Source organism: Rhodanobacter sp. DHG33 (genome assembly GCF_014843005.1).
In the GTDB taxonomy this organism is placed as follows: Bacteria; Pseudomonadota; Gammaproteobacteria; order Xanthomonadales; family Rhodanobacteraceae; genus Rhodanobacter_A.
The window spans coordinates 378107-402730 of record NZ_JACYXM010000004.1; the positions used below are offsets into that span (position 1 = coordinate 378107).

General features: G+C 67.6%; 27 protein-coding genes and 1 riboswitch. Of the genes, 16 read left to right on the forward strand and 11 right to left on the reverse strand.

The features are described 5' to 3' along the window. Both IHE46_RS09600 and IHE46_RS09605 read left to right on the forward strand, forming a co-directional pair. Nucleotides 1–393: a DUF2007 domain-containing protein gene (locus IHE46_RS09600; protein WP_192164405.1), complete on the forward strand. Its 393-nt coding sequence runs from the start codon at nt 1–3 to the stop codon at nt 391–393. A 72-nt stretch (nt 394–465) separates the two neighbouring features. Next, on the forward strand, nt 466–1170 hold the full coding sequence (locus tag IHE46_RS09605; protein WP_192164406.1) for an arginyltransferase: 705 nt from the start codon (nt 466–468) through the stop codon (nt 1168–1170). 77 nt (nt 1171–1247) lie between these two features. Here the strand turns inward: IHE46_RS09605 and IHE46_RS09610 are convergent, their stop codons facing one another. The 4 genes from IHE46_RS09610 to IHE46_RS09625 all read right to left on the reverse strand — a co-directional run bounded on the left by IHE46_RS09610 (nt 1248) and on the right by IHE46_RS09625 (nt 4897). After that, a complete protein-coding gene (locus IHE46_RS09610) occupies nt 1248–2756 on the reverse strand; it encodes an FMN-binding glutamate synthase family protein (RefSeq protein ID WP_192164407.1) in 1509 nt (502 codons plus the stop codon). 81 nt (nt 2757–2837) lie between these two features. Next, nucleotides 2838–4019: a formate-dependent phosphoribosylglycinamide formyltransferase gene (gene purT, locus IHE46_RS09615; RefSeq protein ID WP_192164408.1), complete on the reverse strand. Its 1182-nt coding sequence runs from the start codon at nt 4017–4019 to the stop codon at nt 2838–2840. Between the two features lie 88 nt (nt 4020–4107). Then, nucleotides 4108–4458, reverse strand: coding sequence for a hypothetical protein (locus tag IHE46_RS09620; protein WP_225562929.1), 351 nt, complete (start codon nt 4456–4458; stop codon nt 4108–4110). Nucleotides 4459–4519: 61 nt separating this feature from the next. Next, nucleotides 4520–4897, reverse strand: coding sequence for a DUF423 domain-containing protein (locus IHE46_RS09625; RefSeq protein WP_225562975.1), 378 nt, complete (start codon nt 4895–4897; stop codon nt 4520–4522). 81 nt (nt 4898–4978) lie between these two features. On the opposite strand from IHE46_RS09625, the gene IHE46_RS09630 reads away from it, so the two are divergent. After that, the gene (locus tag IHE46_RS09630) at nt 4979–5593 is read left to right on the forward strand and encodes an SCO family protein (RefSeq protein ID WP_192164411.1); all 615 of its coding nucleotides are present in this window, start codon (nt 4979–4981) and stop codon (nt 5591–5593) included. Then, on the forward strand, nt 5590–6030 hold the full coding sequence (locus tag IHE46_RS09635; RefSeq protein WP_192164412.1) for a copper chaperone PCu(A)C: 441 nt from the start codon (nt 5590–5592) through the stop codon (nt 6028–6030). The genes IHE46_RS09630 and IHE46_RS09635 overlap by 4 nt, the downstream gene beginning before the upstream one ends. An 81-nt stretch (nt 6031–6111) precedes the next feature. On the opposite strand, the gene IHE46_RS09640 is transcribed toward IHE46_RS09635, so the two are convergent. From IHE46_RS09640 to IHE46_RS09670, 7 genes are all read right to left on the reverse strand, one after another. After that, nucleotides 6112–6972, reverse strand: a complete 861-nt coding sequence (locus tag IHE46_RS09640; RefSeq protein ID WP_192164413.1) for a cytochrome c oxidase assembly protein — start codon at nt 6970–6972, stop codon at nt 6112–6114. Continuing rightward, complete coding sequence (locus IHE46_RS09645) at nt 6969–8888, reverse strand: GldG family protein (RefSeq protein WP_192164414.1); 1920 nt, start codon at nt 8886–8888, stop codon at nt 6969–6971. The genes IHE46_RS09640 and IHE46_RS09645 overlap by 4 nt, the downstream gene beginning before the upstream one ends. Next, nucleotides 8888–9622 carry an ABC transporter permease subunit gene (locus tag IHE46_RS09650; protein WP_192164415.1) on the reverse strand — a complete coding sequence of 245 codons (735 nt, stop codon included), beginning with the start codon at nt 9620–9622 and terminating at the stop codon, nt 8888–8890. Before IHE46_RS09650 ends, IHE46_RS09645 begins: the two co-directional genes overlap by 1 nt. After that, nucleotides 9619–10554 (reverse strand): ABC transporter ATP-binding protein, encoded by a 936-nt coding sequence (locus IHE46_RS09655; RefSeq protein ID WP_192164416.1) that lies wholly within the window; start codon nt 10552–10554, stop codon nt 9619–9621. Before IHE46_RS09655 ends, IHE46_RS09650 begins: the two co-directional genes overlap by 4 nt. A gap of 170 nt (nt 10555–10724) precedes the next feature. Beyond that, the gene (locus IHE46_RS09660; RefSeq protein ID WP_343230014.1) at nt 10725–12152 is read right to left on the reverse strand and encodes a polyketide cyclase; all 1428 of its coding nucleotides are present in this window, start codon (nt 12150–12152) and stop codon (nt 10725–10727) included. Nucleotides 12153–12417: 265 nt separating this feature from the next. Continuing rightward, a complete protein-coding gene (locus IHE46_RS09665) occupies nt 12418–13059 on the reverse strand; it encodes a response regulator transcription factor (RefSeq protein WP_192164418.1) in 642 nt (213 codons plus the stop codon). 121 nt (nt 13060–13180) lie between these two features. Continuing rightward, a complete protein-coding gene (locus IHE46_RS09670) occupies nt 13181–14401 on the reverse strand; it encodes a sensor histidine kinase (RefSeq protein ID WP_225562931.1) in 1221 nt (406 codons plus the stop codon). Nucleotides 14402–14594: 193 nt separating this feature from the next. On the opposite strand from IHE46_RS09670, the gene IHE46_RS09675 reads away from it, so the two are divergent. The 12 genes from IHE46_RS09675 (at nt 14595) to cfa (ending at nt 24395) form a co-directional block, all read left to right on the forward strand. Next, nucleotides 14595–15212 carry a GNAT family N-acetyltransferase gene (locus tag IHE46_RS09675; protein WP_192164420.1) on the forward strand — a complete coding sequence of 206 codons (618 nt, stop codon included), beginning with the start codon at nt 14595–14597 and terminating at the stop codon, nt 15210–15212. After that, on the forward strand, nt 15209–15976 hold the full coding sequence (gene minC, locus IHE46_RS09680) for a septum site-determining protein MinC (protein WP_192164421.1): 768 nt from the start codon (nt 15209–15211) through the stop codon (nt 15974–15976). Before IHE46_RS09675 ends, minC begins: the two co-directional genes overlap by 4 nt. 55 nt (nt 15977–16031) lie before the next feature. Continuing rightward, nucleotides 16032–16850, forward strand: coding sequence for a septum site-determining protein MinD (minD, locus tag IHE46_RS09685; RefSeq protein ID WP_192164422.1), 819 nt, complete (start codon nt 16032–16034; stop codon nt 16848–16850). Nucleotides 16851–16854: 4 nt separating this feature from the next. After that, on the forward strand, nt 16855–17130 hold the full coding sequence (gene minE, locus IHE46_RS09690; protein ID WP_192164423.1) for a cell division topological specificity factor MinE: 276 nt from the start codon (nt 16855–16857) through the stop codon (nt 17128–17130). A 38-nt stretch (nt 17131–17168) separates the two neighbouring features. Continuing rightward, the gene (locus tag IHE46_RS09695) at nt 17169–17696 is read left to right on the forward strand and encodes a hypothetical protein (protein ID WP_192164424.1); all 528 of its coding nucleotides are present in this window, start codon (nt 17169–17171) and stop codon (nt 17694–17696) included. A gap of 24 nt (nt 17697–17720) precedes the next feature. Continuing rightward, complete coding sequence (locus IHE46_RS17220) at nt 17721–18800, forward strand: glycosyltransferase family 9 protein (RefSeq protein WP_192164425.1); 1080 nt, start codon at nt 17721–17723, stop codon at nt 18798–18800. A 96-nt stretch (nt 18801–18896) separates the two neighbouring features. After that, nucleotides 18897–20669 carry a DUF885 domain-containing protein gene (locus IHE46_RS09705; protein WP_192164426.1) on the forward strand — a complete coding sequence of 591 codons (1773 nt, stop codon included), beginning with the start codon at nt 18897–18899 and terminating at the stop codon, nt 20667–20669. Between the two features lie 97 nt (nt 20670–20766). Then, nucleotides 20767–21870: a DUF2235 domain-containing protein gene (locus tag IHE46_RS09710; RefSeq protein WP_192164427.1), complete on the forward strand. Its 1104-nt coding sequence runs from the start codon at nt 20767–20769 to the stop codon at nt 21868–21870. A 31-nt stretch (nt 21871–21901) separates the two neighbouring features. Continuing rightward, nucleotides 21902–22002, forward strand: a riboswitch (Fluoride riboswitch). A gap of 66 nt (nt 22003–22068) precedes the next feature. After that, nucleotides 22069–22452, forward strand: coding sequence for a fluoride efflux transporter CrcB (gene crcB, locus IHE46_RS09715; protein ID WP_192164428.1), 384 nt, complete (start codon nt 22069–22071; stop codon nt 22450–22452). 54 nt (nt 22453–22506) lie between these two features. Then, nucleotides 22507–22908 (forward strand): fluoride efflux transporter CrcB, encoded by a 402-nt coding sequence (gene crcB, locus IHE46_RS09720; RefSeq protein WP_192164429.1) that lies wholly within the window; start codon nt 22507–22509, stop codon nt 22906–22908. 15 nt (nt 22909–22923) lie between these two features. Beyond that, on the forward strand, nt 22924–23262 hold the full coding sequence (locus IHE46_RS09725; protein WP_192164430.1) for a DUF190 domain-containing protein: 339 nt from the start codon (nt 22924–22926) through the stop codon (nt 23260–23262). A 14-nt stretch (nt 23263–23276) separates the two neighbouring features. Further along, a complete protein-coding gene (gene cfa, locus IHE46_RS09730; protein WP_192164608.1) occupies nt 23277–24395 on the forward strand; it encodes a cyclopropane fatty acyl phospholipid synthase in 1119 nt (372 codons plus the stop codon). The last annotated feature ends 229 nt before the right edge of the window (nt 24396–24624 follow it).

A 24624-nucleotide genomic window follows, 5' to 3' on the forward strand; every position in this document is an offset into this window, starting at 1 on the left:
ATGCGCCAGATCTATACCTCGCCCCGCCCCGGCAACATCGATCGCGTGGTCGCCCTGATGGCCGAACACGGCATCGCCACCCAGGTGGAAAACCGCTCCAACTGGCGCACGCAGGGCTACCGGCGCTTCAGCTACCAGGAGCCGGACAACGCGCGCGAACGCTGGGAACAGGTGTGGATCACCTATGCCGACGACTACACCCGCGCCCGCGAACTGATGCGCGAGCTGGGCATCGAACCGGTGGTTCGCTTCGGGCAGGACCTGGCCGAAGCGCGCGATCCCTCGCCGCAGGCCAAGCGCAAATACACCGTGGCCCGTGCGCGCCGCATCGTGATGCTGGCGATACTCATCGCCTTCGCGCTGGTGGTGCTGCGTTACCGGGGCGTGATCTGAACGCCCAGCCGCATCTGAACGCCCAGCCGCTCGGCATGCGCGAGGCCCGATTTCCGGCCTAGAATCGGGGGCATGCGCTCCGAACATGTCCGGCTGTTCCAGACTCTGCCGCACGCCTGCGGCTACTACGCCGAGCGCACGGCGCAGAATCTGGTGCTCGACCCGGCGGCGCCGCAGCTGGATCGGCTGTACGGGCCGGCGCTGGAGCGCGGCTTCCGTCGTGCCGGCGGTCACCTGTATTTCCCCCACTGCCCGGAATGCCGCGCCTGCAAGCCCTGCCGCATCGACGTGCAGCAGTTCCGGCCCGACCGCTCGCAGCGGCGCTGCCTGAAACGCAACGCCGACCTCACGATCACCGAATGCCAGGCCGGCTACAACGCCGAGCGCCACGCGCTGTACGAGAAATACCTACGCCGCCGCCACCCCGGTGGCGGCATGGACGAAGCGGACGCCAGCGATTTCCGCCGCTTCCTCACCGCGCCATGGAGCCCCACCGAGTTCCTGGAATTCCGCCTGCGCGGACGCCTGCTCGGCGTGGCGGTCACTGACGTCTGCCGCAGCGCGCTCTCCGCCGTCTACACCTTCTACGACCCCGACGAAGAAGCCCGCGGCCTCGGCACGTTCGCCATTCTCAAGCAGGTGGAACTGGCCAGGCAGCGCAACCTGTCGTGGGTCTACCTGGGCTTCTGGATCGAAGGCCACTCGAAGATGGACTACAAGCGGCGGTTCAAGCCATTGCAGCTGCGCACGGTGGATGGCTGGGTGGCGATGCCTTGAGGGTGCGGCCGCACCCTGTGTATGGACACGGCGCCTGTTGATCCGGAGACATCCCTACCGAGCGCGCCTCGACAGGCTCACGCATCGCCAACTTCCGGATACGGAAAAAGCTTCACCAGCGGCACCGAAATCCCATCGTCGCCCACCACACGGCAATGCGTGCGGTCGAGTTCGCGCGGATCGTCCACGCCGCAGCTGTGCGCGATGATGCCCACTTCGTGCATCACGTTCTTCGCGTAGTTCGCCACCTTCTGGCTCTTGTCCGTCACCACCAGGCCGCGCTGCAGTCTGGGGTTCTGCGTGGTGATGCCGGTGGGGCAGGTATTGCGATTGCATTGCAGCGACTGGATGCAGCCCAGCGCCAGCATGAAGCCGCGCGCGGAGTTGACGAAGTCCGCGCCCATCGACAGGGCCCAGGCCACGTCGTAGGCGGTGATGCGCTTGCCGGAGCACACGACCTTGATGCGCTCGCGCAGCCGCTTGACGACCAGCGTATCGACCAGCGCGGGCAGCGATTCGTGCAGCGGCAGACCGACGCCTTCCATCAGGGTCTGCGGCGCGGCGCCCGTGCCGCCTTCGGAACCGTCCACGATGATGAAATCCGGCGCGCTCTCGATGCCGCGCTTGTGCACCTCGTCGCACAGCGCCTCGATCATGCGCATGTCGCCGAACACCGCCTTGAAGCCGGTGGGCTTGCCGGTGAGCTCGCGGATATGGTGGATGGCGTCCAGCAGTTGCGAGACGTTGCCGATATCCAGGTGCCGGTTCGGGCTTTGCGAATCCTGGCCCACCGGAATGCCGCGGATCTCGGCGATCTCCGGCGTCACCTTCGCCGCGGGCAGCAGGCCGCCCATGCCGGGCTTGGCCCCCTGGCCGAGCTTGATGCTGACCATCTTCACCTGCTTATGCGCGCAGATCGCCGAGAGCTTGGCGTCGTCGAGCTTGCCGTCCGACGTGCGCACGCCGTACTTGGCGGTGCCGATCTCGAACACGATGTCGCAGCCGCCTTCGAGGTGATACGGCGCCAGGCCGCCCTCGCCGGTGTCCATCCAGATGCCGGCCTTCGCCGCACCATGCGACAGCGCGCGCACCGCGGGTGCACCGAGTGCGCCGAAACTCATCGCGGAAATGTTGAAGAACGCGGCGTGGTCATAGGGTTCGCGCGCATACGGGCCGATACGTACCGGCTGCGGCTCCACATGGTGGTCGCCCAACGCGGGAAACGCCGCATTGACGAAAAACGGCACGCCCTCGCCGCGCAGGTCGCGGGTGGAGCCGAACGCGTTGGTGTTGTCCGCATTCTTCGCGGCGCGGTACACCCACACGCGTTCGGCGCGGTTGAACGGCATTTCTTCGCGATCGCTGGAAAACAGGTACTGGCGGAAAAACTCGCCCAGGCGCAGGAAGCCGTAGCGGAAGTGGCCGATGACCGGAAAGTTGCGCAGCACGGCGTTGGACGTTTGGTTGCGATCCAGCACCCACACTGCCGCGATCACCACCGCGGCCACGGCCAGCAACAGCAAGAACAGCACCGCGAACGTCTGCACCAGCACCACCAGCCAGTGCGAAAAACCCGTCGATTGCATGAGCGGCTCCTGTTAGGTCGTTGCGAGCGAATGTCGTTCGGTGCGTCGCTCCTCCCCCAAGAATGGAGAGGGAGAAAGTCGTTACAGCTCCACGCGCAGCTGCGCCGCCGCGCGGACGGCCTTCGCGCGCGCCGTCTCGATGTCGGCATCGCGCGCCAGCGTCACCGCCATGCGGCGGCGCCCCTTCACCTCGGGCTTGCCGAACAGACGCAGCTGGGTATCCGGCTCGGCCAGCGCCAGGGCCACGCCGTGATAGCGCGGCGCGCGCCCCTCGCCCTCCACCAGCACCGCGCACGAGGCGGCAGGGCCGAACTGGCGGATCTCTGGAATCGGCAGGCCCAGGATCGCCCGCGCGTGCAGCGCGAACTCCGACAGATCCTGGGAGATCAACGTGACCAGGCCCGTGTCGTGCGGACGCGGGCTGACTTCGGAGAAGATCACCTGGTCGCCCTTGACGAAGAACTCCATGCCGAACACGCCCCAGCCGCCCAGCGCGTTCGACACCGCCGCGGCCTGTCGCTGCGCCTCGGCCAGCGCGTTGCCGCTCATGGGCTGCGGCTGCCACGACTCGCGGTAGTCGCCGTCCTCCTGGCGGTGGCCGATGGGCGCGCAGAAGCTGGTGCCGTCCTTGTGGCGCACGGTGAGCAGCGTGATCTCGAAATCGAAATCGACGAAGCCCTCGACGATCACCCTGCCCTTGCCGGCACGACCGCCGGACTGCGCGTAATCCCACGCCTGCTGCACGCCGGACTCGTCGCGCACCACGCTCTGGCCCTTGCCCGAGGAGCTCATCACCGGCTTGATCACGAAGGGGTAGCCGATCTCGGCCACCGCGCGCCGGTAGTCGGCTTCGTTGTCGCAGAAACGGTAGGGCGAGGTGGGCAGTTCAAGCTCCTGCGCAGCAAGCCGGCGGATGCCTTCGCGGTCCATCGTCAGCCACGCCGCGCGCGCGGTGGGGATCACGTGCAGGCCTTCGCGCTCCATCTCCACCAGCGTGGGCGTGTGGATCGCCTCGATCTCCGGCACCACGAGGTCGGGCTTTTCCTGTTCGATCAGTGCGCGCAGCGCGTTGCCGTCCAGCATGTCGATGACGTGGCTGCGATGCGCCACCTGCATGGCCGGCGCGTCGGCGTAGCGATCCACTGCGATCACTTCCACCGCGTAGCGCTGCAGCTCGATCGCCACTTCCTTGCCCAGTTCGCCGGAACCCAGCAGCAGCACGCGCACGGCATGGTCGGAATGGGGTGTACCGAACGGCTTCATGGGATTCTCCGGCCCGGGCAAAGGCGCATTGTAGCGGGCAGGAGAACACCGTTCCGGCCGCCTGCGGGCGGCCATCCGCCGGATGGCTTCAACGACCGCTGGCGGCGACCTGTCGCGGCTGCGGCAACGCGGGCTCGCTGCGCGTACCGTCGGCGGGAATCACGAGTACCCGGCCGTCGTGCCGGTCCAGCATCGCGGCCGCAGCGGCGGTATCGGTGTCGAGCTGCTGCAGCGGGCGTCCATCGATGGCGTCGTATACGGTCAACCGATCGGTCTCGCTGTCGACCACGAGCACCCGGTCATGGCCGGCGTCGCGTCCGGGCAGCGACGTGCCGGAACCCTGCCGTGGCGTCGCCAGGCCGAAGCCGTTCGACACGATCACGACCATGGCCGCCAGCATGGCGGCCACCAGCCAGCGCGGATGGGAGTGCGGGATCATGGCGAGCCTCATGCATGCATGTTCCCTCCGCGGCGTGACAGGCGAATGACGAGGCCCGCGTTCAGTCCGTGCGCGGCCGCAGCGCAAGACCCAACGCCACCCAGCCCACCACGAAAGCCACGCCGCCGAACGGCGTGATGATGCCCACCCAGCGCGGTGCACCCAGCGCCAAGGCATACAGGCTGCCGCTGAACAGCACGATCCCGAGAGCGAACGCGAACACCGCGCAACGGCCTGCGCGGCCGTTGCCGAGTCCCACGGCCAGCACCAGGGCCAGCGCATGCCATGCGTGGTATTCCACGGCGGTGTGCCACAGCTCGCGATGCGCCGGATCGAGCACGTTGCGCAAGGCATGCGCACCGAACGCGCCGAACAGCACCGCGCTTGCGCCAGCCAGGCCGACAAGCACACCGGCACGGGATCGGGCAATTTGTCGCAGCATGGCGTGGCTCCGAAGGCAGATGTCGTCCGGCGCGATCGCTAGCGTATGCTTGGGCGATTGCAGCCCACGGATTCTCCCATGAAGTTCCCGCGCGCTCCGCGTGTCGCCATGCTCTTGCTGTCATTGGCCTGCGTCCTGCTGCTGGCCGGTTGCCAGCGCAGCGACGATCTGCCGTTCAAGCTCACCAACATCCGCGGGCACATGCCGGACCTGCAGTTCCAGCTCACCGACGACAACGGCAAGGCCGTGACCGCCGCCGACTATCGCGGCAAGGTGGCGCTGCTGTACTTCGGCTACACGCACTGCCCCGATGTCTGCCCGCTCACGCTGGCGCAGCTGCACGCGACGCTGCAGAAGCTGGGCCCGCAATCCAACGACGTGCGCATCCTGTTCGTCAGCGTCGATCCGGCGCGCGACACGCCCGCCGCACTGCACGCCTACGTCAACGCCTTCGACAAACACACCGTGGGCCTCACCGGCAGCCCCGGCGCGATCGAGGCGCTGAGCAAGCGCTACCGCTCCGCCTTCACCCGCGAGCCGTCCGGCGCGGGCGGCAATTACGAGGTCACCCACAGCTCGGCGATCTACGTGTTCGATCAGAACGGTCACGCACGCGTGCTCTCCGCCAATGCACCGCCGGAGGATCTGGTGCACGACCTCAAGCTGCTGCTGACCGGCGGGACTTCGCCGTGAAGCGCGGCTTCGCGTTGCTGGCCTGCGTGCTCTGCGCCGGACTCGTGCACGCCGGCACGGCGCCGCACGTCAGCGCCAGCCAGGCATGGATCCGCGTATTGCCTGGCGCCCTGCCGGCTGGCGCCTACGCGCTGCTGCGTAACGACGGCGACAAGCCCATCGCCCTGACCGGCGCCGACAGCGCCGCATACGGCATGGCGATGCTGCACCGGAGTTCGGAGACCGGCGGCACCAGCCGCATGGCGATGGTCGACGCGATGCCGATTCCCGCCCATGGCACGCAGGCGCTCGCACCCGGCGGCTATCACCTGATGCTGATGGACGCGAAGCACCCGGTGCAGCCCGGCGACACGGTGCGCATCACGCTGAAGTTCAGCGACGGTTCCACGTTGCCGGTGGATTTCGTCGCGCGGCCGGCCAGCGCGCTCGGCGGCTGAGCAAGCGAAAGAGCGGCGTGCCGTCTGCGAATCTGGCGTTTCGATTCGCCGGTCGCCGCGGGCGCACGCACTCCGGCGCTTTCAGTCGCGCGCCATGACCGGACGCCTCGTCTGCCACGTCTTGCGCGGCAGGCGCCCGCTGCGCGACAGCCGCAGCCACTGGCGCAGCGCCAGCAGCGCGCCGAAGGATTCGATCAGCGCGGCAGGCACCCAGGTGATCACTCCGCCGACCATCTGCCCGGTGAGCACATTGAACGTGAATGCGCGGCCGCATATCTCGAAGATCGGATAGAGATCCGTGCGCGAGAACGTGACGATGGCGCCGGCGAGGATCTGCGGCGCCATGGTGATGCCCGGGGACAGCACGCGCATACCCGCCCCCATGCGTCCGGGCGGATGCGGGCGATGGTCGACGACCAGCGACCAGTAGATCAGGCCGCTGAGCAGCATCGTCCAGTTCATGAAGCGGTAGACGCGCCAGTCCAGCATGGCCAGCGTCTGCATCGACGGCACCAGCCAGATCAGCACGAAGAACACGAACAGCACCGACGCCACCATCGGCTGGAACAGCACGCCGCCGACCACCCGCCACGGCCACGAACGCCGCAGTGTCTTCAGCCAGCGCAACCGCCAGCGCAGCGGCAGGCCGGCGCGCATTACGCCGGCCGGATACGAGGCGCAGATCAGCATCGGCGTGAGGTGATGCAGCAACAACTGCTGCAGGCGGTGCACGAGGAACTCGTGCTCCGCATAGAAATCGAGATAGGTCTGCAGCGTGAGCCAGATGATGGCCATGCCGGTCCAGAACGCCGCACGCCGCGCGAAGCTCACGCGGAGGCGTCGGCTGCCGCGCCAGTACAGCACGCCGGCCACGAGGAAACTCGCGAGGAACACCCACGAGAACTCCCACGGCACGAGCCATTTCAGCAGCGTCGCCATCACCTGCGTCGCCGGTTGCGACGGGTGCGCCGCCAGCCGTACAGCAGTCCCAGCAGCGCTACCAACGCAGGCACCAGCACGATGTTGATGACCTTCAGCCGTATCCCTAGCGCATCGATCTCGGCATTGAGCTGGTGCTGCACGTCGCGCAGTTCCTTGTTGATCGCCAGCTGGCGCCGGCGGAACTGCTCGATTTCCTGACGCTGCTCGGCGCCCACGCTGCCGGCATGGCTGCCGACCTTGCCCGGCTGCAGTTCTTCCAGCCGCTGCCGCGTCTCGGCCAGTTCTCGCTCCAGCTCCTGCTCTTTCTGCAGGAACTTCTGGTCGGCCACGCTGCGCAAGGCCTCCACGCGCGTGAACGGACGCTGCGACGTGGAACGGCCGCGTATCGACAGCAACGCCGAGGAGCCGCTGAGGTTGTCCACCAGGTTGCCCAGGAATTCGCCGTTGTTGGCGAACGGCTGCATCACGACCTGGCCGAGCATCGTTTGCGGCACCACCCATAGGCGGTCGCTGAGCAGGTCGGTGTCGGCGACCAGGATCACCTCGTCGCCGGGCGCGGACTGCGCCAGGTGTCCGGGCTGTTTCGCGCGTTCCGGGAACGCACTGACGAAACTGCCGCGCAGGCGTGCGGCCAGCACGTAGTTGGTGTTGTCCGGCTTGTAGTCCTGCAGGAGCAGCGACGGATTGCCGTCCGCCTGCAGCACACGCTGCACCGGCATCACCTCGGCATCGGTCGTGCTCTGCAGCAGCGGTATCAGCCGTGTATTCGCACTGCCCTCGAGGTCGAAGTGCCCGGCGGTCGAGAGGTCGAGGCGCTGCAGGCTCGCCGTGACCACGTCGTCGCGGTTGAGCTGCTGCGTATCCAGCCCGAGCATGGCCGGATGGCTGACGCTGTTGCCGCCCAGCTCGATGCTCAGCGCATGCGAGCGGTCGAGCACCACGGCGTGCGGGTCGTAGCGCACGCCCCAGGCCGCGAACAGGCGCGGCAGGTCGGAGCTGCGGTCGGGCAACGCACCGGCAGCCGGATCGCCCTGCGCATCGTCCATCTCCGCGTCGGGGTCGACGAACACCACCAGGTGGCCGCCGCGCAGCACGTACTGGTCGATCGCATACAGCGCGTCGTCCGACAGGTGTTTCGGATGAATCAGCAGCAGCACGCTGATGTCTTTGCCCACCTGCTTAAGACTGGCGGGGTCCAGGGTCTGCACGTCGAACAGCTGGTCCAGCTGCTGCACGGCCACCCACGGCTGCTGGCCCAGCACCGGGTTGCCTTCCACCGGCAGCGAGCTGATGACGCCGATGTGCTGCTTGCTGGGCTGGTTGAGCTCATACAGCAGCTTGGCGATGTCGTATTCGAGGAAGGACTCGCGCGTCGGGTCGAAGAACGGCACCGCCAGCGAACGCTCTGGCGCCGCGCTCTCGGCCCCGTCGCCGTCGACGTCGGCGGAGTACACACTGCCGGCGAGGCCGAAGAACACCCGCTCGCCGTTGCTGCCGCCGCTGAAAGGCGTGAGGCCCACGCTTTCCGCGCTGGCCTCGTCGTCCGAATACGGCACCGGATCGATCACCTGCAGCTGCACGCGCCCGTGCGAACGCGCGGCGATCTCCTGCAGCGTGTCGCGCACGCGCTGTTCGTAGCTGCGCAGCTTGGGCAGGTCGCGGGTGGCGTGCTCCGAGAAATACAGCGTAAGCCGGATGGGTCGCTGCAAACCTTCGACGATCTGCACGGTGCCGGGCGAGAGCGTGTAAAGACGGTCGGCGGTGAGATCGATGCGCCGCACGCGCAACCAGTGTCCGCTCGACACAATCAGCGAGACGAACACGAGGGTCAGCAGCGCCAGCGCCGCATAGATCGCTGCGCGCCGGCTCACGCGCAGCGGGCTGGTGAACGCTTTCGGCAATTGCATGCGGGCCATCAGCGCACCCGCTTCAGTTCGAGCAGCAACACGCCGGCGACCAGCCAGCCGATGATGCTGAGTGCGAAATAGGCCACGTCACGCAAGTCCAGCACGCCGCGCGCGATCGCCTCGAAATGCCGCAGCATGCTGAGGTAGGCCAGTGCGTTGATGAGCCTGCGCGGCAGCGCGCCGGAGAAGAAGTCCAGCACCTGCGGCTGCCCGGCCAGGATCAGCAGCACGCAGACCACCGCGGTGAGCACGAAGGCCACCACCTGGCTGCGGGTGAGCGCGGACAGGCAGGCGCCGATCGCCACGAAGCTGCCCGCCATCAGCCAGCTCGCGAGGTACCCCGCGAAGATCACGCCGTTGTCGGGCGTGCCGAGATAGTTCACGGTGAGCCAGATCGGGAAGGTCAACGCCAGCGCCAACCCGATGAACAGCCATGCCGCGAGGAACTTGCCCAGCATGGCCTGCCACAGCGTCTGCGGCAGCGTCAGCAGCAGTTCCAGCGTGCCGCCCTTGGCCTCCTCCGCCCACATGCGCATGGTGACCGCAGGCACCAGGATCAGGTACAGCCAAGGGTGCATCATGAAGAACGGCTGCAGATCGGCCTGCCCGCGTTCGTAGAAGTCGCCGGTGTAGAACGTGAGGATGCCCGCCAGCACCAGGAAGATCACCAGGAACACCCAGGCCAGCGGCGTCACGAAAAAGCTGCGCAGCTCGCGCCGCATCACCGCGTTGACCGGGCTCATGCCTGCGCTCCCTGCGGCGCGGTGGTGATCTGGCGGAACACCTCGTCCAGCCGGCCGCGTTCGAGCTGGATCTCGGAAACCTCCAGCCCCTGCTCGCGCAACAGCTGCTCCACCGGCTCCAGAATGCGTGCGCCGGGTTTCGGGAACACGGTGATGCGCCCGTCCAGCGGATCCACCTCGATCGCCGCCACCTGCGGCAGCCGTCCCAGCATTTCCTGCGACACGCCGCTGCCCGGCGCGCTGAACGACACGGCTCCGTGGTAGCGCGACCGCGCCTCCAGCTCGGCCGGCGTGGCGTCGGCCTGCAGGCGGCCGTGCGCGAGAATCACCACGCGGTTGCACAGCGCATGCACTTCCTCCAGCAGGTGCGTGGAGATCAGGATGGTGCGCTCGCGCGCCATCGCGTCGATCAGCTGGCGCACGGTGTGCTTCTGGTTCGGGTCGAGGCCGTCGGTGGGTTCGTCCAGCATCAGCACCGGCGGATCGTGCAGGATCGCCTGCGCCAGTCCCACGCGCCGGCGCAGGCCCTTGGACAGCGTGTCGATGCCGGCCTCCAGCACGTCTTCGAGCTGCAGCCAGCCCACCACCTCGTCGAAGCGGCGGCGCCCCACGTCCGCGCCGAGCCGGCGCATGCGCGCGATGAACACCAGGAACTCGCGTACCGTCATCTCGCCGTAGCTGGGCGCGCCCTCCGGCAGGTAGCCCAGCGCGCGACGGGCCGCCAGCGGCTCGCGCTGCACGTCGTGCCCGCAGACCCGCGCCGTGCCGGCGCTGGGCGCGAGGAAGCCCGCGATCATGCGCATGGCGGTCGATTTGCCCGCGCCGTTGGGACCGAGCAACCCCAGCACCTGCCCCGGCTCGGCGCGGATGCTCAGCGCGTCCACCGCGGTGAAGTTGCCGTAGCGGCGGGTGAGTCGTTCGGTTTCGATCATGGCGTGGCAGGCAAAGGGATCACCGCAATGTACCGCATGAGGCGCGGAAGGTTCCTTCGTGCATCGAAACGGCAGCACTGCCGTCCCGCATGCCATCGGAGCAGCGCCGAGTGCGGGCAATAAAAAAGGCCCTTCGCGAGGAAGGGCCTTTCGGTGAAGCGGGAGCGGACTCAGTGCTTGCCGTGATGCTTGGCCGGGTGCTTGGCCTCAGGCTTGGCCGCGGGCGCGGGCGCCGCTGCCGGGGCCGTGCTGGCCGGGGCCGGGGCGCTGCCGGCGCTGGCCGGAGCCGCCGCCGTGCCGGAGCTGGCCGGGGCGGTGTCCAGGGTCGGCTGCTTGATGCCTGCGGCCTGCTCCGGGGTCTGGTCCGGCGCATTGGTGATCGGCAGGTACACGTCGTACTCGGGGTAGCTCGTGATGTTGCCCTGTGCGTCCTTCACGGCCGGCTTGGCTTCGATGTCGTAGCTGCGGTTCGCCGTTTCGTCGAACTTGTAGCCATGGGTCAGTGCATAGGCCTTCAGCTCGTCGCGGGTCGAGCGCACGCCGACGAAGGTGCCGTTCCACACGCCTTCGAGTGCGGGACCACCGAACGCCAGGGTGGCGCGGACGTCGCCATCGACCACCAGGCGGCCCAGCGTGTCATGGTCGCCCGGATTCAGCGCGGCGGGAGCAGCCGGCGTGGCCGCGGTGCCGGCATCGGCCGGCAGCGCGTTCGCGGCGGGCGGGGTCGGCGGGGTGAGCTGCTGGGTCTGGCCGTTGACGTTGATGCTGCTCGAGTCGATCGGCATCGCCACGTCGAAGCTGTACTCGGTATCGCCGTAGTTCGTGGTGAACACGATGCGCGGGCCGGTGACGTTCACGCCCAGCTTCTTCGCCGTGGCCAGGATCGCCGCAACGGACTTGCTGACGGCGTCGTTGTAGGCGTCGTTGCCGTCCTTGATCTGGATCGTGACGGGCACCAGCAGCACCGGGGCCTGCTCGGTCTGGCGGATGTACGGAATCAGGTTGCCGTAGTTGACGTTCGGCACCGAAGCCAGCACGTTCTGCACGTTGTTGAGGCCGTACTGGATGAACGCGTCGGGATCGCCGTGGATGTACAGGTTGGCGAAGCGGTTCACCAGGTTCCAGCCGTACTTCACGTCATACGACCAGGTGATGTTGGTGAGCTGGTTGCGGTTGCCCTGGCGCTCCAGCGCGATGGTGAAGGTCTTGTCGTAGCCCTTCCAGTTGTTGTCCAGGTCCCACACGATCTGCGCGGTCTTGGCGGTACCGTCGACCTTGTCGAAATCCGGGGTGGCACTGTCGATGGTCAGCGAGCCGTTGCCCACGGTGACATTGCTGCTGTTCCAGCTCACCTCGGCGCCGGGGCCATAGGCCTTGCCGGAATAGGTGTACTTGATGTCCGGGTCGCTCGAGGTCAGCACCGAGTACTCGGGCAGGCGGTGGAAATTGTCCAGCACGTCATAGACCTGGCGCATGTCCTTGCCAACCACCATCGAGCGCTCGATGTGGCCGCTGCCGGGCATTACCACCGCAGCGAGCACGCCGATGCCGACGACGATGGCGCACGCCGCCAAGAATTCAAGAACACGATCACGCATCATTCCAAGGTCTCCGAGCGTCTGTACGCGGTACTCAGTGTTGCCCCAGCCATCGCGCGAACCTGACGGTGGCTCGATCGCGGTAAAAGACGGGGTCGGCAAGTGCCGAAGCTCTGGATGGTACTGGTTCAGGCGCCGGAACGCCATCGGGCCACGATCGGCCATTTGGACGGCCGCAAGTCATTGTTGCGGCAGGCTTGCCGACTCGCTGCGGCATCGCGCCGCCGCATCGTCCGCAAGCGCACGGGGCCCGCCGCGCAAGGCCTCAGACGATGCCCAGTTCCAGCGCCTTCAGCACCGCCCGGGTACGGTCGCGCACGCCCAGCTTGGAGAGGATGTTGGAGACGTGGTTCTTCACCGTGCCCTCGGCCACCTTCAGCGAGTTGGCGATCTCCTTGTTGGAGTAGCCGCCGGAGAGCAGGCGCAGGATTTCCGTCTCGCGCTCGGTGAGCGGGTCGGGTTGTTCCAGGCTGGTGAACTGGTTCTGCATGCGGCCCACGCCGGCCAGCAGGCGCTGGGTAACCATCGGCGCCACCAGCGAGCCGCCCGCGGCCACGGTGCGCACCGCTTCCACCAGTTGTTCCAGCGAGACGTCCTTGAGCAGGTACCCGCGCGCGCCGGCTTTCAGGCCCTGCAGCACCAGCTGGTCGTCGTCGAACGTGGTGAGGATGATGGTCGGCGGCAACTCGTTGCGCCCGGACAGCGCCTGCAGCACTTCCAGGCCGCTCATGTTCGGCATGCGCAGGTCCAGCAGCACCACGTCGGGCTTGACGCGCGGGATCTCCTGCACCGCCTGCGCGCCGTCGGCGCACTCGGCCACCACGCGGATGTCCTGGGCCAGATCGAGCAGCGAGCGCACACCCTGGCGCACCAGGTTCTGGTCATCGACGAGACAGACGGAAATCATCGCGGATCCTCGAAACGGTCGTCCTGCCGGCGCGGCGGCAGGCAGCAAGGGGAACAATGCGGCTTTCGAGCCGGAACATTCTGGCATGCGGAAACCGGGCGGAGCGAACCGGAAACGTGCATCACGGCACACTCAATGCGGGCGGCTCGACGCGCGACGGCGCGTGCGCCAGCTCCGGCTGCTCGCCCAGCGGCAACCGTACGGTAAGCGCGAAGCCTTCTCCCGGCGCGGTTTCCAGCACCAGGCTGCCGCCGAATTCGGCCAGCCGCTCGCGCATGCCCGACAGGCCGTTGCCTGCCGCCGGCTGCACCGCGCCACGGCCGTCGTCGCGCGCATGCAGGCCCAGCAGGCTGGGCCCGGCATAGGCAAAGGTCAGCCACAGGTTACGCGCGCCGGCATGCTTGGCGGCATTGGTGATGATTTCCTGCGCACAGCGCAGCAGCACCTGCGCGCGACGCGGATCCTCCACGCTGAAACGCGGCGGCATCGACACCTGCACGTTCAGGCCCGGTACGCCCTCGGTCAGGCTGCGCAGCGCCTGGGTCAGGTCGATCGCGTCGTCCTGGCGCAGCTCGCTCACCGCCTCGCGCACGTCGGCCAGCAAATGCTTGGCGGTGGCCTGCGCCTTGCGCACGTGCGCGCCGGCATCCTCGTTGCAGACGTGGCTGGCGACTTCCAGGTTCAGGCTCAAGGCCGTGAGGTGGTGGCCGATCAGGTCGTGCAGCTCGCGCGCGATGCGCATGCGCTCGGCCAGCCGGCTGGATTCGGCCAGCAGCGCGCGGGTGGCGCGCAGCTCCGTGTTGAGCCGCCGCAAGGCCTCGCGCTCGTCGGTCTGCCGGCTCGCCACCATCGACGCGACGAAGGCCAGCGCGCAGATGCCCAGGTAGATGATGGTCTGCAGGAAGGCCAGCGCCAGCGAGGGGTATTCCGGGAAGCGCGTGAACACCGCCACCAGGCAGGCGTTCTGCAGCACCATGCACAGCACGCCCAGCCAGAACGGCAGCAGCCACGGCAGCACCATCGCCATCACCGCCAGGAACATCGCGGTGATGCCGCTGTGGCTGTACCAGCCGATCGCCATCGACGCGAGCGTCATCAGCATCAGGCCGAGCAGGCGCAGGCCGAGGTGGCGGCGCGAACCGAGGTCGTAGGTCACCGCCCAATACAGCACGCCGAACACCAGGTAGCAGAGCGACCACAGCGGCAAGGCGAAATCGGAACGGTGCAGCAGGCTCAGGCGATCGGTCGCCCAATGCGTGAGCAGCGGCGTGCCCACACACAGATAGGTGAACAATCCGGCAAAGCGCAGTAGCCGGATATGGCTGAAATTGACCTGGAACATGCCGTGCATCATTGGACACCCGCCGGGCCTGCGCAATGCGCGGGAAGTCATCCCTGCCGAAAGGCACGCAGCCGTTTTACGGCGTCTTTACATGTGGCAACGCGAGGTGTACCCCCGCCGGGTGCATGCCATAATGCGCACTTGCCATGAGGCCGTGCCGGCCTTGGTTCATCTTCATCCTGCGGAGCAACGAATGGCCCTCGCCATCCGCGACGTCAGCGAGCACGACCTTGACGCCGTGCTGGCCCTCAACAACGCCGGCGGTCAATCCATCATCGCCCTCGACGCCGTGCAGCTGCGCTACTTTTTCGAGCGCGCCGACTACTTCCGCGTGGCCGAGATCGACGGCCACATCGCCGGCTTCCTGATCGCCCTGCGCGAAGACAGCGACTACCAGAGCCCGAACTACCGCTGGTTCAGCGAGCGGTACCCGGCGTTCCTGTACATCGACCGGATCGTGATCGCCAACACCTACCGCCGCCACGGCCTGGGCCGCATCTTCTATTGCGACGTGACCAGCTACGCCGAGGTGCGCGTGCCGAAGCTGGCCTGCGAGGTCTTTCTGGAGCCGCGCGACGACGTGGTCGTGCTGTTCCACGGCACCTACGGGTTCCAGGAAGTGGGGCAGCAACGCATGGGGTCGAAGGGCCGCCAGGTGAGCCTGCTCGCCAAGGAACTGCCCAGCTATACCTACGTACGCGAAACTTGGCTGGCGCACGGCGGCCTGCCCGACGTGCCCTGGCTGGCCGAGCGCCTGCACTCCACCCCGACACCCAGCCCGCGCCGCATCGCCGGGGAGCGCCACTCTTGAATGCAAAAATGGATACCGCCGATGCCTGCGACCTGCGCTTCGGCCAGGTGGGCATCGCCAACGTGCGCATCAAGCGCGTGGACGCCGCCGCGTTGTGCGAGGAACTGGAGCGCCGCGTGCGTTCCGCGCCGCAGCTGTTCGCCCGCGCCGCCGTGGTGCTGGACCTCAGCCACCTGCTGAAGCTGCCCGACGACGGCGCCGTCGACGCCCTGCTGGAAGCGGTGCGCAGCGCCGGCATGCTGCCGGTGGGCCTGGCCTACGGCACCAGCGAGACCGAGGCGCTGGCCAAGCGCATGGGCCTGCCGCTGATCGCGAAATTCCGCGCCGCCTACGAGCCTGCGGACGGCGCCCCCGCGCCGGCCGCGGCCCCGGCTCCCGCACCGGTGCACGAAACGGCGCAGGCAGCGGCGCCGCCCGAAGCCGCCCCCGGTCGGACGGAAGGCTCGCTGCACCACGACGGCGCCGTGCGCTCGGGCCAGCAGATCTACGCGCGCGACCGCGATCTCGTGGTCACCGGCATCGTCGCCAATGGCGCCGAAGTGATCGCCGACGGCGACATCCACATCTACGGCAGCCTGCGCGGCCGCGCGATGGCCGGCGCGCAGGGCGACACCGACGCGCGCATCTTCGTGCACGATTTCCGCGCCGAACTGGTGGCCATCGCCGGCCACTACCGCGTGTTCGAGCAGATTCCTAAAGACCTCGAAGGCCAGTCCGTGCGATGCTGGCTGGAAGGGGAAAAACTGCTGCTGGCCAAACTCTGACCGCACGCAGGCGCGACACCCACAACGACAATAAACGTAACCGGGAGATGGTTCCTTGACCGCTGAAATCATAGTTGTCACTTCGGGCAAGGGCGGCGTCGGCAAGACCACGACCAGCGCTTCGCTCGCCACCGGCCTCGCGATGGCCGGCAAGAAGGTCGCGGTGATCGACTTCGACGTCGGCCTGCGCAACCTCGACCTCATCATGGGCTGCGAGCGCCGCGTGGTGTACGACTTCGTCAACGTCGTGCACGGCGAGGCCACGCTGAAGCAGGCGCTGATCAAGGACAAGCGTCACGAGAACCTCTACGTGCTGGCTGCCAGCCAGACCCGCGACAAGGACGCGCTGACCCAGGAAGGCGTGGAGAAGGTGCTCGACGGCCTGTCCGAAGACGGTTTCGACTACATCGTGTGCGACTCGCCCGCCGGCATCGAGAAGGGCGCGCACCTGGCGATGTACTTCGCCGACATGGCGGTGGTGGTGGTCAACCCGGAAGTGTCCTCCGTGCGCGACTCCGACCGCATTCTCGGTTTGCTCGCCAGCAAGACCCGCCATGCCGAACGCGCCGATGGCTCTACCGTCAAGCAGCACCTGCTGCTGACCCGCTACAACCCCGCACGCGTGGCCAGCGGCGACATGCTCAGCGTGAAGGACGTCGAGGAGATCCTCGGCATCACCGTGGTGGGCGTGATCCCGGAATCCGAGCAGGTGCTGGCCGCCTCCAACTCGGGCGTGCCGGTGATCCTCGACGAGGCCTCCAACGCTGGCCATGCCTACCACGACACCGTGGCCCGCATCCTTGGCGAGGAGCGCGCACTGCGCTTCCTGGAAGTGCCGAAGAAGGGCTTCCTGCAACGCGTATTCGGAGGCTGAGCCGATGGGCATTCTCGACTTCCTGAAACGCAAGCCCGAACCCACTGCCGGTGTCGCCAAGGAACGCCTGCGCATCATCGTGGCGCAGGAGCGCTCCACCCGCGGCGCGCCGGACTACCTGCCGCTGCTGCGCAACGAGTTGCTTGAAGTCATCAAGAAGTACGTCCACGTCGATCTCGATGCGATCAACATCAACGTCGAGCACGACAGCGGACACGAGGTGCTGGAACTCTCGGTGGCGCTGCCCGAAGGCAAGGCCGCGTCCACCCCAGCCGGCTGAACGCATCGCTGCCCGCCAGCGGCGGGCGGCGTTCCCCCATGATCAACACCCCTCCCGATCACGGCGTGCTGCGCCTCGCCGACATCGGCGAATCCGTGCCCGCTCCGCTGCTCGTCCGCTATGGCCTCGCCCTGCAGCGCGTGGACGACGGCACGCCGATTCCCGGCAGCTACTGGGGCGACGAGGAAGCCGGCATCATCGGCCATACCGTGTACGCGCGCGGCGACACGCCGGTGCATTCGCTGCTGCACGAGGCCTGCCACCTGATCGTGCTGCCCTCGGAACGGCGCGCAGCCGTGCATACCGACGCCACCGATTCCATCGAGGAAGAGGACGCCACCTGCTACCTGCAGATCGTGCTGGCCGACGAACTGCCCGGCGTGGGCCGCGTACGCCTGATGACGGACATGGACGCCTGGGGTTACAACTTCCGGCTCGGCTCCACTCGCGCATGGTTCGAGCAGGACGCGGAGAACGCACGGCGCTGGCTGGTCGAGCGCGGCCTGCTCACGCACGAGGGCAAGCCTTCCGTCGCGCCTGACGCTACGATGCGCGCTGCCGACTGACTCTTTTCCCTTTGCAGGCACGCCGTGGCGCGATCACCGCACGACTCCTTCGACCTCGACCATCTGCGCCGCCGCATGGCGCGCGGCCTGATGCGCCTGCTGTACGGCAAGGGCGCCGAGCCCAGCGGCGAACCGCTGCCGCGCCGCGGCATCTATCGCATCCTCGTCTGCCACGTCAGCCACACGCTGGGCAATGCCCTGCTGCTGACGCCGCTGATCCAGGAACTGGAGGCCACCTATCCGGGCGCCGAGATCGACATCGTCACGCGCAGCCAGGTGGGCGAGGTGCTGTACGGCCACTATGACCGCGTGAGCCAGGTGTTCCAGCTGCCCGCGCACGGTTTCGGCCACCCGATCCAGTGGCTGCGCGCCACGCGCGGCATGCGCAAGGCGCACTACGACCTCGCCATCGACGCCGACCCGCAGTCGCAGACCGGCCGCCTGCTGCTGCTGAAGGCGCGCGCCACCTGGACGCTGGGTTTCAGCGGCCGCAAGAAGAGCGGCAGCGTGACGCACGCGGTCGAAGTGCCCGAGCACGTGCAGAACAAGGGCCAGCGCCCGGTGTACCTGCTGCGCAAGGCGCTCGGCGTGAGCACCGAAACCGACTACCCCGTACCCGACCTGCGCCTCGACGACGCCGAGCGCGCGCAGGGCCGGCGCGTGCTGGAGCATGTGCTCGCCACTGCGCCTGCCGATCCAGCGCACCGCAAGGTCATCGGCGTATTCGCCAACGCCACCGGGCCCAAGCTGCTCGGCACGGACTGGTGGAATCCCCTGCTCAGGACGCTGGAACAGCTGCGCCCGGATTGGCGGCTGGTGGAGATCGTGCCGATGAGCGGCCACTCCATGCTGGACTCGCGCTACCCCAGCTACTTCTCCACCGATCTGCGCCAGCTCGGCGGGGTGCTCGCCAACCTCGACGGCTACCTCAGCCTCGACTGCGGCATCATGCATCTCGCCTACGCCTCGCGCGTACCCACGCTGGGCATCTTCACCACCACGCGCGCCGACGAATGGGGCCCCTACGGCCCCGGCAACCACGTGATCGCCGCCTACGACCTCGCGCCCGATGCCGTGGCGCGGGAGCTCGCCGCGCATCTGTGAGCGGAAGCGCGGCGCATCGTGCCGCGTCGTGCGCTAGGCTTCCCCGGTTGTCGCACCGCCCGCGTGCGACGCGACTCGCCACCATGGGGAACCCCGATGAAACCGCTCAGCCGGATCGCCTGCGCCATTGCCCTCGCCCTGCCACTGGGCAGCACCGCCTTCGCCGCACAGCCCGTGCCGGCCGACCCCGCCGCCGCCGACCAGGCCTTCACGCATCTGGCCGACCAGTATTTCGACACCTACTACTTCCCCACCAACCCCAGCACCGCCACATCCGACGGTTTCCATGCATGGGACGGCAAGCTGGAGGACTACTCGCGCGCCGGCGTGGACGCCAACGTCAAGGCGCTGAAGCAGTGGGAGGCGCGCGTTGCGGCCGTCGATCCGAACACGCTCGGCCAGTTCATCCGCGGCGACCGCGAGCTGGTGCTCAACAACATCCGCAGCACCCTGCTCACGCTGCAGACCATCCGGCCGTGGCAAAAGAACCCCGACACCTATTCCAGCGGCATCACCAGCAGCGCGTTCACCCTGATGGAGCGCAAGTTCGCCTCGCCCGAGACGCGGCTGCGCGCGCTGATCTCCCGCGAGAAGCAGATGCCCGGTGCCCTGGCCGACGCGCGCAAGAACCTCGACAACCCGCCGGCGATCTACACGCAGATCGCGCTGGAACAGCTGCCCGGGCTGGTGGATTTCTTCCAGCACGACGTGCCCTCGGCCTTCGCCGACGTCACCGACGCGACGCTCAAGCAGCAGTTCGCCGACAGCAACAGCGCGGTCATCAAGGCCCTGCAGGATTACCAGAGCTGGCTGAAGACCGATGTGCTCCCGCGCTCGCACGGCGACTTCCGCCTCGGCGCGCAGGCCTACCGCGACAAGCTGAAGTACGACGAGATGGTCACCCTGCCACTCGACCAGCTGATTGCCATCGACACCGCGAACATGCACGCCAACCAGCAGCAGTTCGCCAAGGTGGCGCACGAGCTCGACCCCACCAAGACGCCGCAGCAGGTGCTGGCCGAACTGGCCGCCGACCATCCCGCGCCGGACAAGCTGCTGACCGTGTTCCGCGACAGCCTCGGCAAGCTGGTGACCTTCATCCGGCAACAGCACATCATCACGATTCCCTCCGACGTGCTGCCCCTGGTGGAGGAAACGCCGCCCTTCATGCGCGCCACCACCTTCGCCTCGATGGACACGCCCGGGCCGTACGAGACGGTGGCGAAGGAGGCCTACCTCAACGTCACCCTGCCCGACCCGTCGTGGGACAAGCAGCACACCGACGAATTCATGGCGCAGTTCAGCTATCCGGTGATCAACAGCGTGGCCACGCACGAGGCCTACCCGGGCCACTACGTGCAGTTCCTCTGGATGCATCACCTGGACGACCGCGTACGCAAGCTGCTGGGCGCGAACACCAACGTGGAAGGCTGGGCGCACTACTGCGAACAGATGATGCTGGACGAAGGGCTGGCGCAGTACCTCTACCCGAACGATCACCGCCAGCAACTGCTGCTGCGCCTCGGCCAGCTGCAGGACGCGCTGCTGCGCAACGCGCGCTTCATCGTCGGCATCAAGCTGCACACGGGCCAGATGACGATGGACCAGGCCATAGCTTTCTTCGTCAAGGAAGGCTACCAGTCGCGCGCCGTGGGCGAAGTGGAAACCAAGCGCGGCACCTCCGACCCCACCTACCTCTACTACACGCTGGGCAAGCTGGAGATCCTCAAGCTGCGCGCCGACGTGCAGAAGAAGCAGGGCAAGGACTTCAACCTCGAGCGTTTCCACAACGCCTTCATGCAGCAGGGCTTCGCCCCGATCGTCATCGTGCGCAAGGCCATGCTGGGGAACGATTCGCCGGTGCTGTGACGTGGCGCAACGTCCGCGCCCTGCCGGGCGCGGACGATGGCTCGACGCACCAACACCTGACAGAGGGATGCCGCCGCATGCCGACACGGAGGACGACATGAGCACACGCAGGCTGGTGGCCCTGTTCGACGGCACCTGGAACAAGCCCGAGTCGAACACCAACGTCGAGCGTCTGTGCCGGCTGATCGCGCCGCGCGATGCAGCCGGCGTCGAGCAGCTCGTCAACTACATCCCCGGCGTAGGCGTGGCGCCGGGCATGGCCCACCTGCTCGGCGGCGCGTTCGGCTACGGCCTCTCCGGCAACGTGAAGGACGGTTACCGCTGGTTGTGCGAGCAATGGCAACCCGGCGACGAAATCTGGCTGTTCGGCTTCAGCCGCGGAGCCTATACCGCGCGCAGCCTCGGCGGCCTGATCCGCAAGTGCGGCCTGCTGCGCCGCGACGGCAACGGCGCCATCACCGATGCCGCGGTGACAGCCGCCTACGCGTTCTACCGCGACACTGCGATCAAGCCCGGCGACGACGACGCGACAGCCTGGCGCGCCGCGCACTCGGTGGAGACGGACATCCATTTCGTCGGCGTGTGGGACACCGTGGGTTCGCTGGGCATCCCGCACACCGCCGCGTGGTTTCCGTACGCCCGTGCGCGCTACCAGTTCCACGACACCGACATCAGCTACATCGTCAAGCACGCCTACCAGGCCCTGGCGCTGGACGAACACCGCGCCGACTTCGCCCCGGCCAAGTGGGTGCGCAACCCCGCGATGCTCGCTCCCGGCGAGTCGCCCACCGCGAAGAAGCCCGAGCAGATCGAGGTGGAGCAGCGCTGGTTCGTGGGCGCGCACGCCGACGTGGGCGGCGGCAACGACCACGACGGCGCCGGCCGCAGCCCCGACCCGCTGCCGGACCTGCCGCTGGCCTGGCTGCAGCGCAAGGCGATGGCCGCCGGGCTGGCCTGCACCACGCTGGTCGCCCCGGCTGCCGATGCCGCGCTCGGCATACCGCGCGACTCCTACGGCGAATTCATGGGCGGTATCTACAAGCTGTTCAAGCCGCGGTTCGGCCGGGTGATCGGCAACGGCATCAACGAGACCGTGGACGAATCGGTGTGGCGACACGCCAGGCTCACCACCTACCGTTCGCTCACACTGGCGCGGGCGATGCGCGACGACGTGATCGCCGCACCGCCCGGCGTGGCTTGACCCCGGGCCTACCCCATCGGCTAGCATGCCGGCTCATGAGGGAGATGGCATGCCTCCCGTTCCGCCATGCGTTGCGCGCGGAACGAACCGCCCACGTGCGAAAGCACCGAAGCTGATGATGCCTGCACCACCGGATTCCGGCGGCGCAGGCGTGCCTGTCGTCGCGAACCATCGCCATGCAGACAGGAGATGCCACCCGTGAGTTTTGCTGGATTCGTTGCCGTGGGCCTGGGCGGCATGCTCGGCTGCTGGCTGCGCTGGGCGCTGGGCGTGCTGCTGAACCCGGTGTTCCCGACCCTGCCGCTGGGCACGCTGACCGCCAACCTGGTCGGCGGCATCGTCATGGGCCTGGTGATGGCCGTGTTCAGCCACTACCCGGCGATACCGCAGGCGGCGCAACTGTTCGTCACCACCGGCCTTCTCGGTGGCCTGACCACTTTTTCGACCTTTTCCGCCGAGGCCAACACGCTGCTGCTGCGCCGGCAGACGCTATGGACCTTCATCCACGTGATGGCGCACCTGGCCGGCACGCTGGCGCTGACCATGCTCGGCATCGCCCTCGTCCATAGCGTGCTGCACTGACATGCCGATGCGAAACGCCCCGAATCGCCGCAGCACCCGCCGGGAGAACGCGCCGTGAATTTCTCCGGATTCCTCGCCGTGGGCCTGGGTGGCCTGCTGGGTTGCTGGCTGCGCTGGATCCTGGCCGTGCTGCTCAACCACCTCTTCCCCGATCTGCCGCCCGGCACGCTCGCCGCCAACCTCGTCGGCGGCCTGCTCATGGGCTGCCTGATGGGCCTGTTCGAGCGCTCCCAGGCCCTGCCGCCGGCCGTGCGCCTGTTCGCCGCCACCGGCTTCCTGGGCGGCCTGACCACCTTCTCCACCTTTTCCGCCGAAGCCAACACCTTGATCTTGCGTGGACAGTACATGTGGTTTGGTCTGCATGTGGCAGCCCACCTCTTCGGCACGCTGCTGCTCACCTTGTTCGGCATCTTCCTTATCCGAAGCATCCTGCGTCGCCCTACGGACGCCCACTGATTCGAAGGAAACGGTATGAGCTCGGAAACCCTGGTCGACGGTGTCTATCTGCGCTTCTACACCCACGCCCACGCCCGGCACGAGGACCTGCTGCTGTCCGAATGGCTGCTGGAACAGGCCAAGAAGCACAAGTTCGGCGGCGGCTCGGTATTCCGCGCCGTCGCCGGTTTCGGTCGCCACAGCGTGGTGCACCAGGAGACCTTCTTCGAACTGGCCGACGACCTGCCGGTGAAGATCGAATTCCTGCTGCGCGAGAAGCAGGCACGCGTCCTGCTCGACCTGGTGCGCGAGGCCGACGTGGAGCTGGTCTACGCTCTCGAACCCGTCCAGTTCGGCATCCTCACCAAGGAATAAGCAGCATGAGCCACATGAGCCAGGATTCACTGCGGCAACGCGCCGGCGACCTGCTGCAGCACGCCGGCATCCGCATCGACGGCGATGCGCCCACCGACCTGCGCGTGCACGACGAACGCCTCTACGCGCGCGTGTTCGCGCACGGATCGCTCGGCCTGGGTGAAGGCTACATGGACGGCTGGTGGGACGTGGACGATCTGCCCGGCTTCATGACCCGGCTGCTCGCCTCGCACCTGGACGAACACCTCAAGACGCTGGACACCCTGATCTCGCACTTCAAGGCGCGCTTCATCAACCTGCAGCGCGGCGAGCACAGCTTCGAAGTCGGCAAGGTGCACTACGACCTCGGCAACGACCTGTTCAACGCCATGCTGGGCAAGCGGCTGGTGTACTCCTGCGGCTACTGGGCGCAGGCCGGCAACCTCGACGACGCGCAGGCGGCCAAGCTCGACCTGGTGTGCCGCAAGCTGCAGCTGAAACCCGGCCAGCGCGTGCTCGACATCGGCTGCGGCTGGGGCGAGGCGCTGAAGTACGCGGCGGAGCACTACGGCGTCGAAGGCGTGGGCGTCACCATCTCGCAGCAGCAGGCCGAATTCGCCCGCGAGCTGTGCAAGGGGCTGCCGATCGAGATCCGCCTGCAGGACTACCACGAGCTCGACGAACCCTTCGACGCGGTGTACTCCATCGGCATGTTCGAACACGTCGGCGGAAAGAACTACCGCGCCTACTTCGAGACGGTGCGGCGCTGCCTGAAGGAAGGCGGCCTCTCGCTGCTGCACTGCATCGGCAGCAACAACACGCCCGCGCGCCCCGATCCGTGGATCGAGAAATACATCTTTCCCAATTCGATGATTCCCGCGGCCAGCCAGGTGACGGCCGCGCTGGAAGGGCTGTTCGTGGTCGAGGACTGGCACAACTTCGGCACCGACTACGACCGCACGCTCACCGCCTGGCGCGCCAACTTCGACGCCGCCTGGCCGCAGCTCGCGCAGACCTACGACGAACGCTTCCGCCGCATGTGGCACTACTACCTCGCCGCCTCCGCCGCCGTGTTCCGCACGCGGCGCGACCAACTGTGGCAGCTGGTGATGAGCCCGGAAGGGGTGCCGGGGGGGCTGCACGTGCCGCGCTGAGGCGGCGTTTTGCCTGGCGCTGCGAGTCTTCATTCCACCCGCCGGGCTTTTTGCTCGACTGCCCGAGTCCGGAGCTCCGCACGCCGGGCTCTTTGCTCGGTGACCCGAGCCCGGAGCTCCATCTGCCGAGCTTTTTGCTCGGCGTCCCGAGCTGGGAACTCCAGCTACCGAGCTTTTTGCTCGGCGTCCCGAGCTGGGAACTCCAGCTACCGAGCTCTTTGCTCGGCGA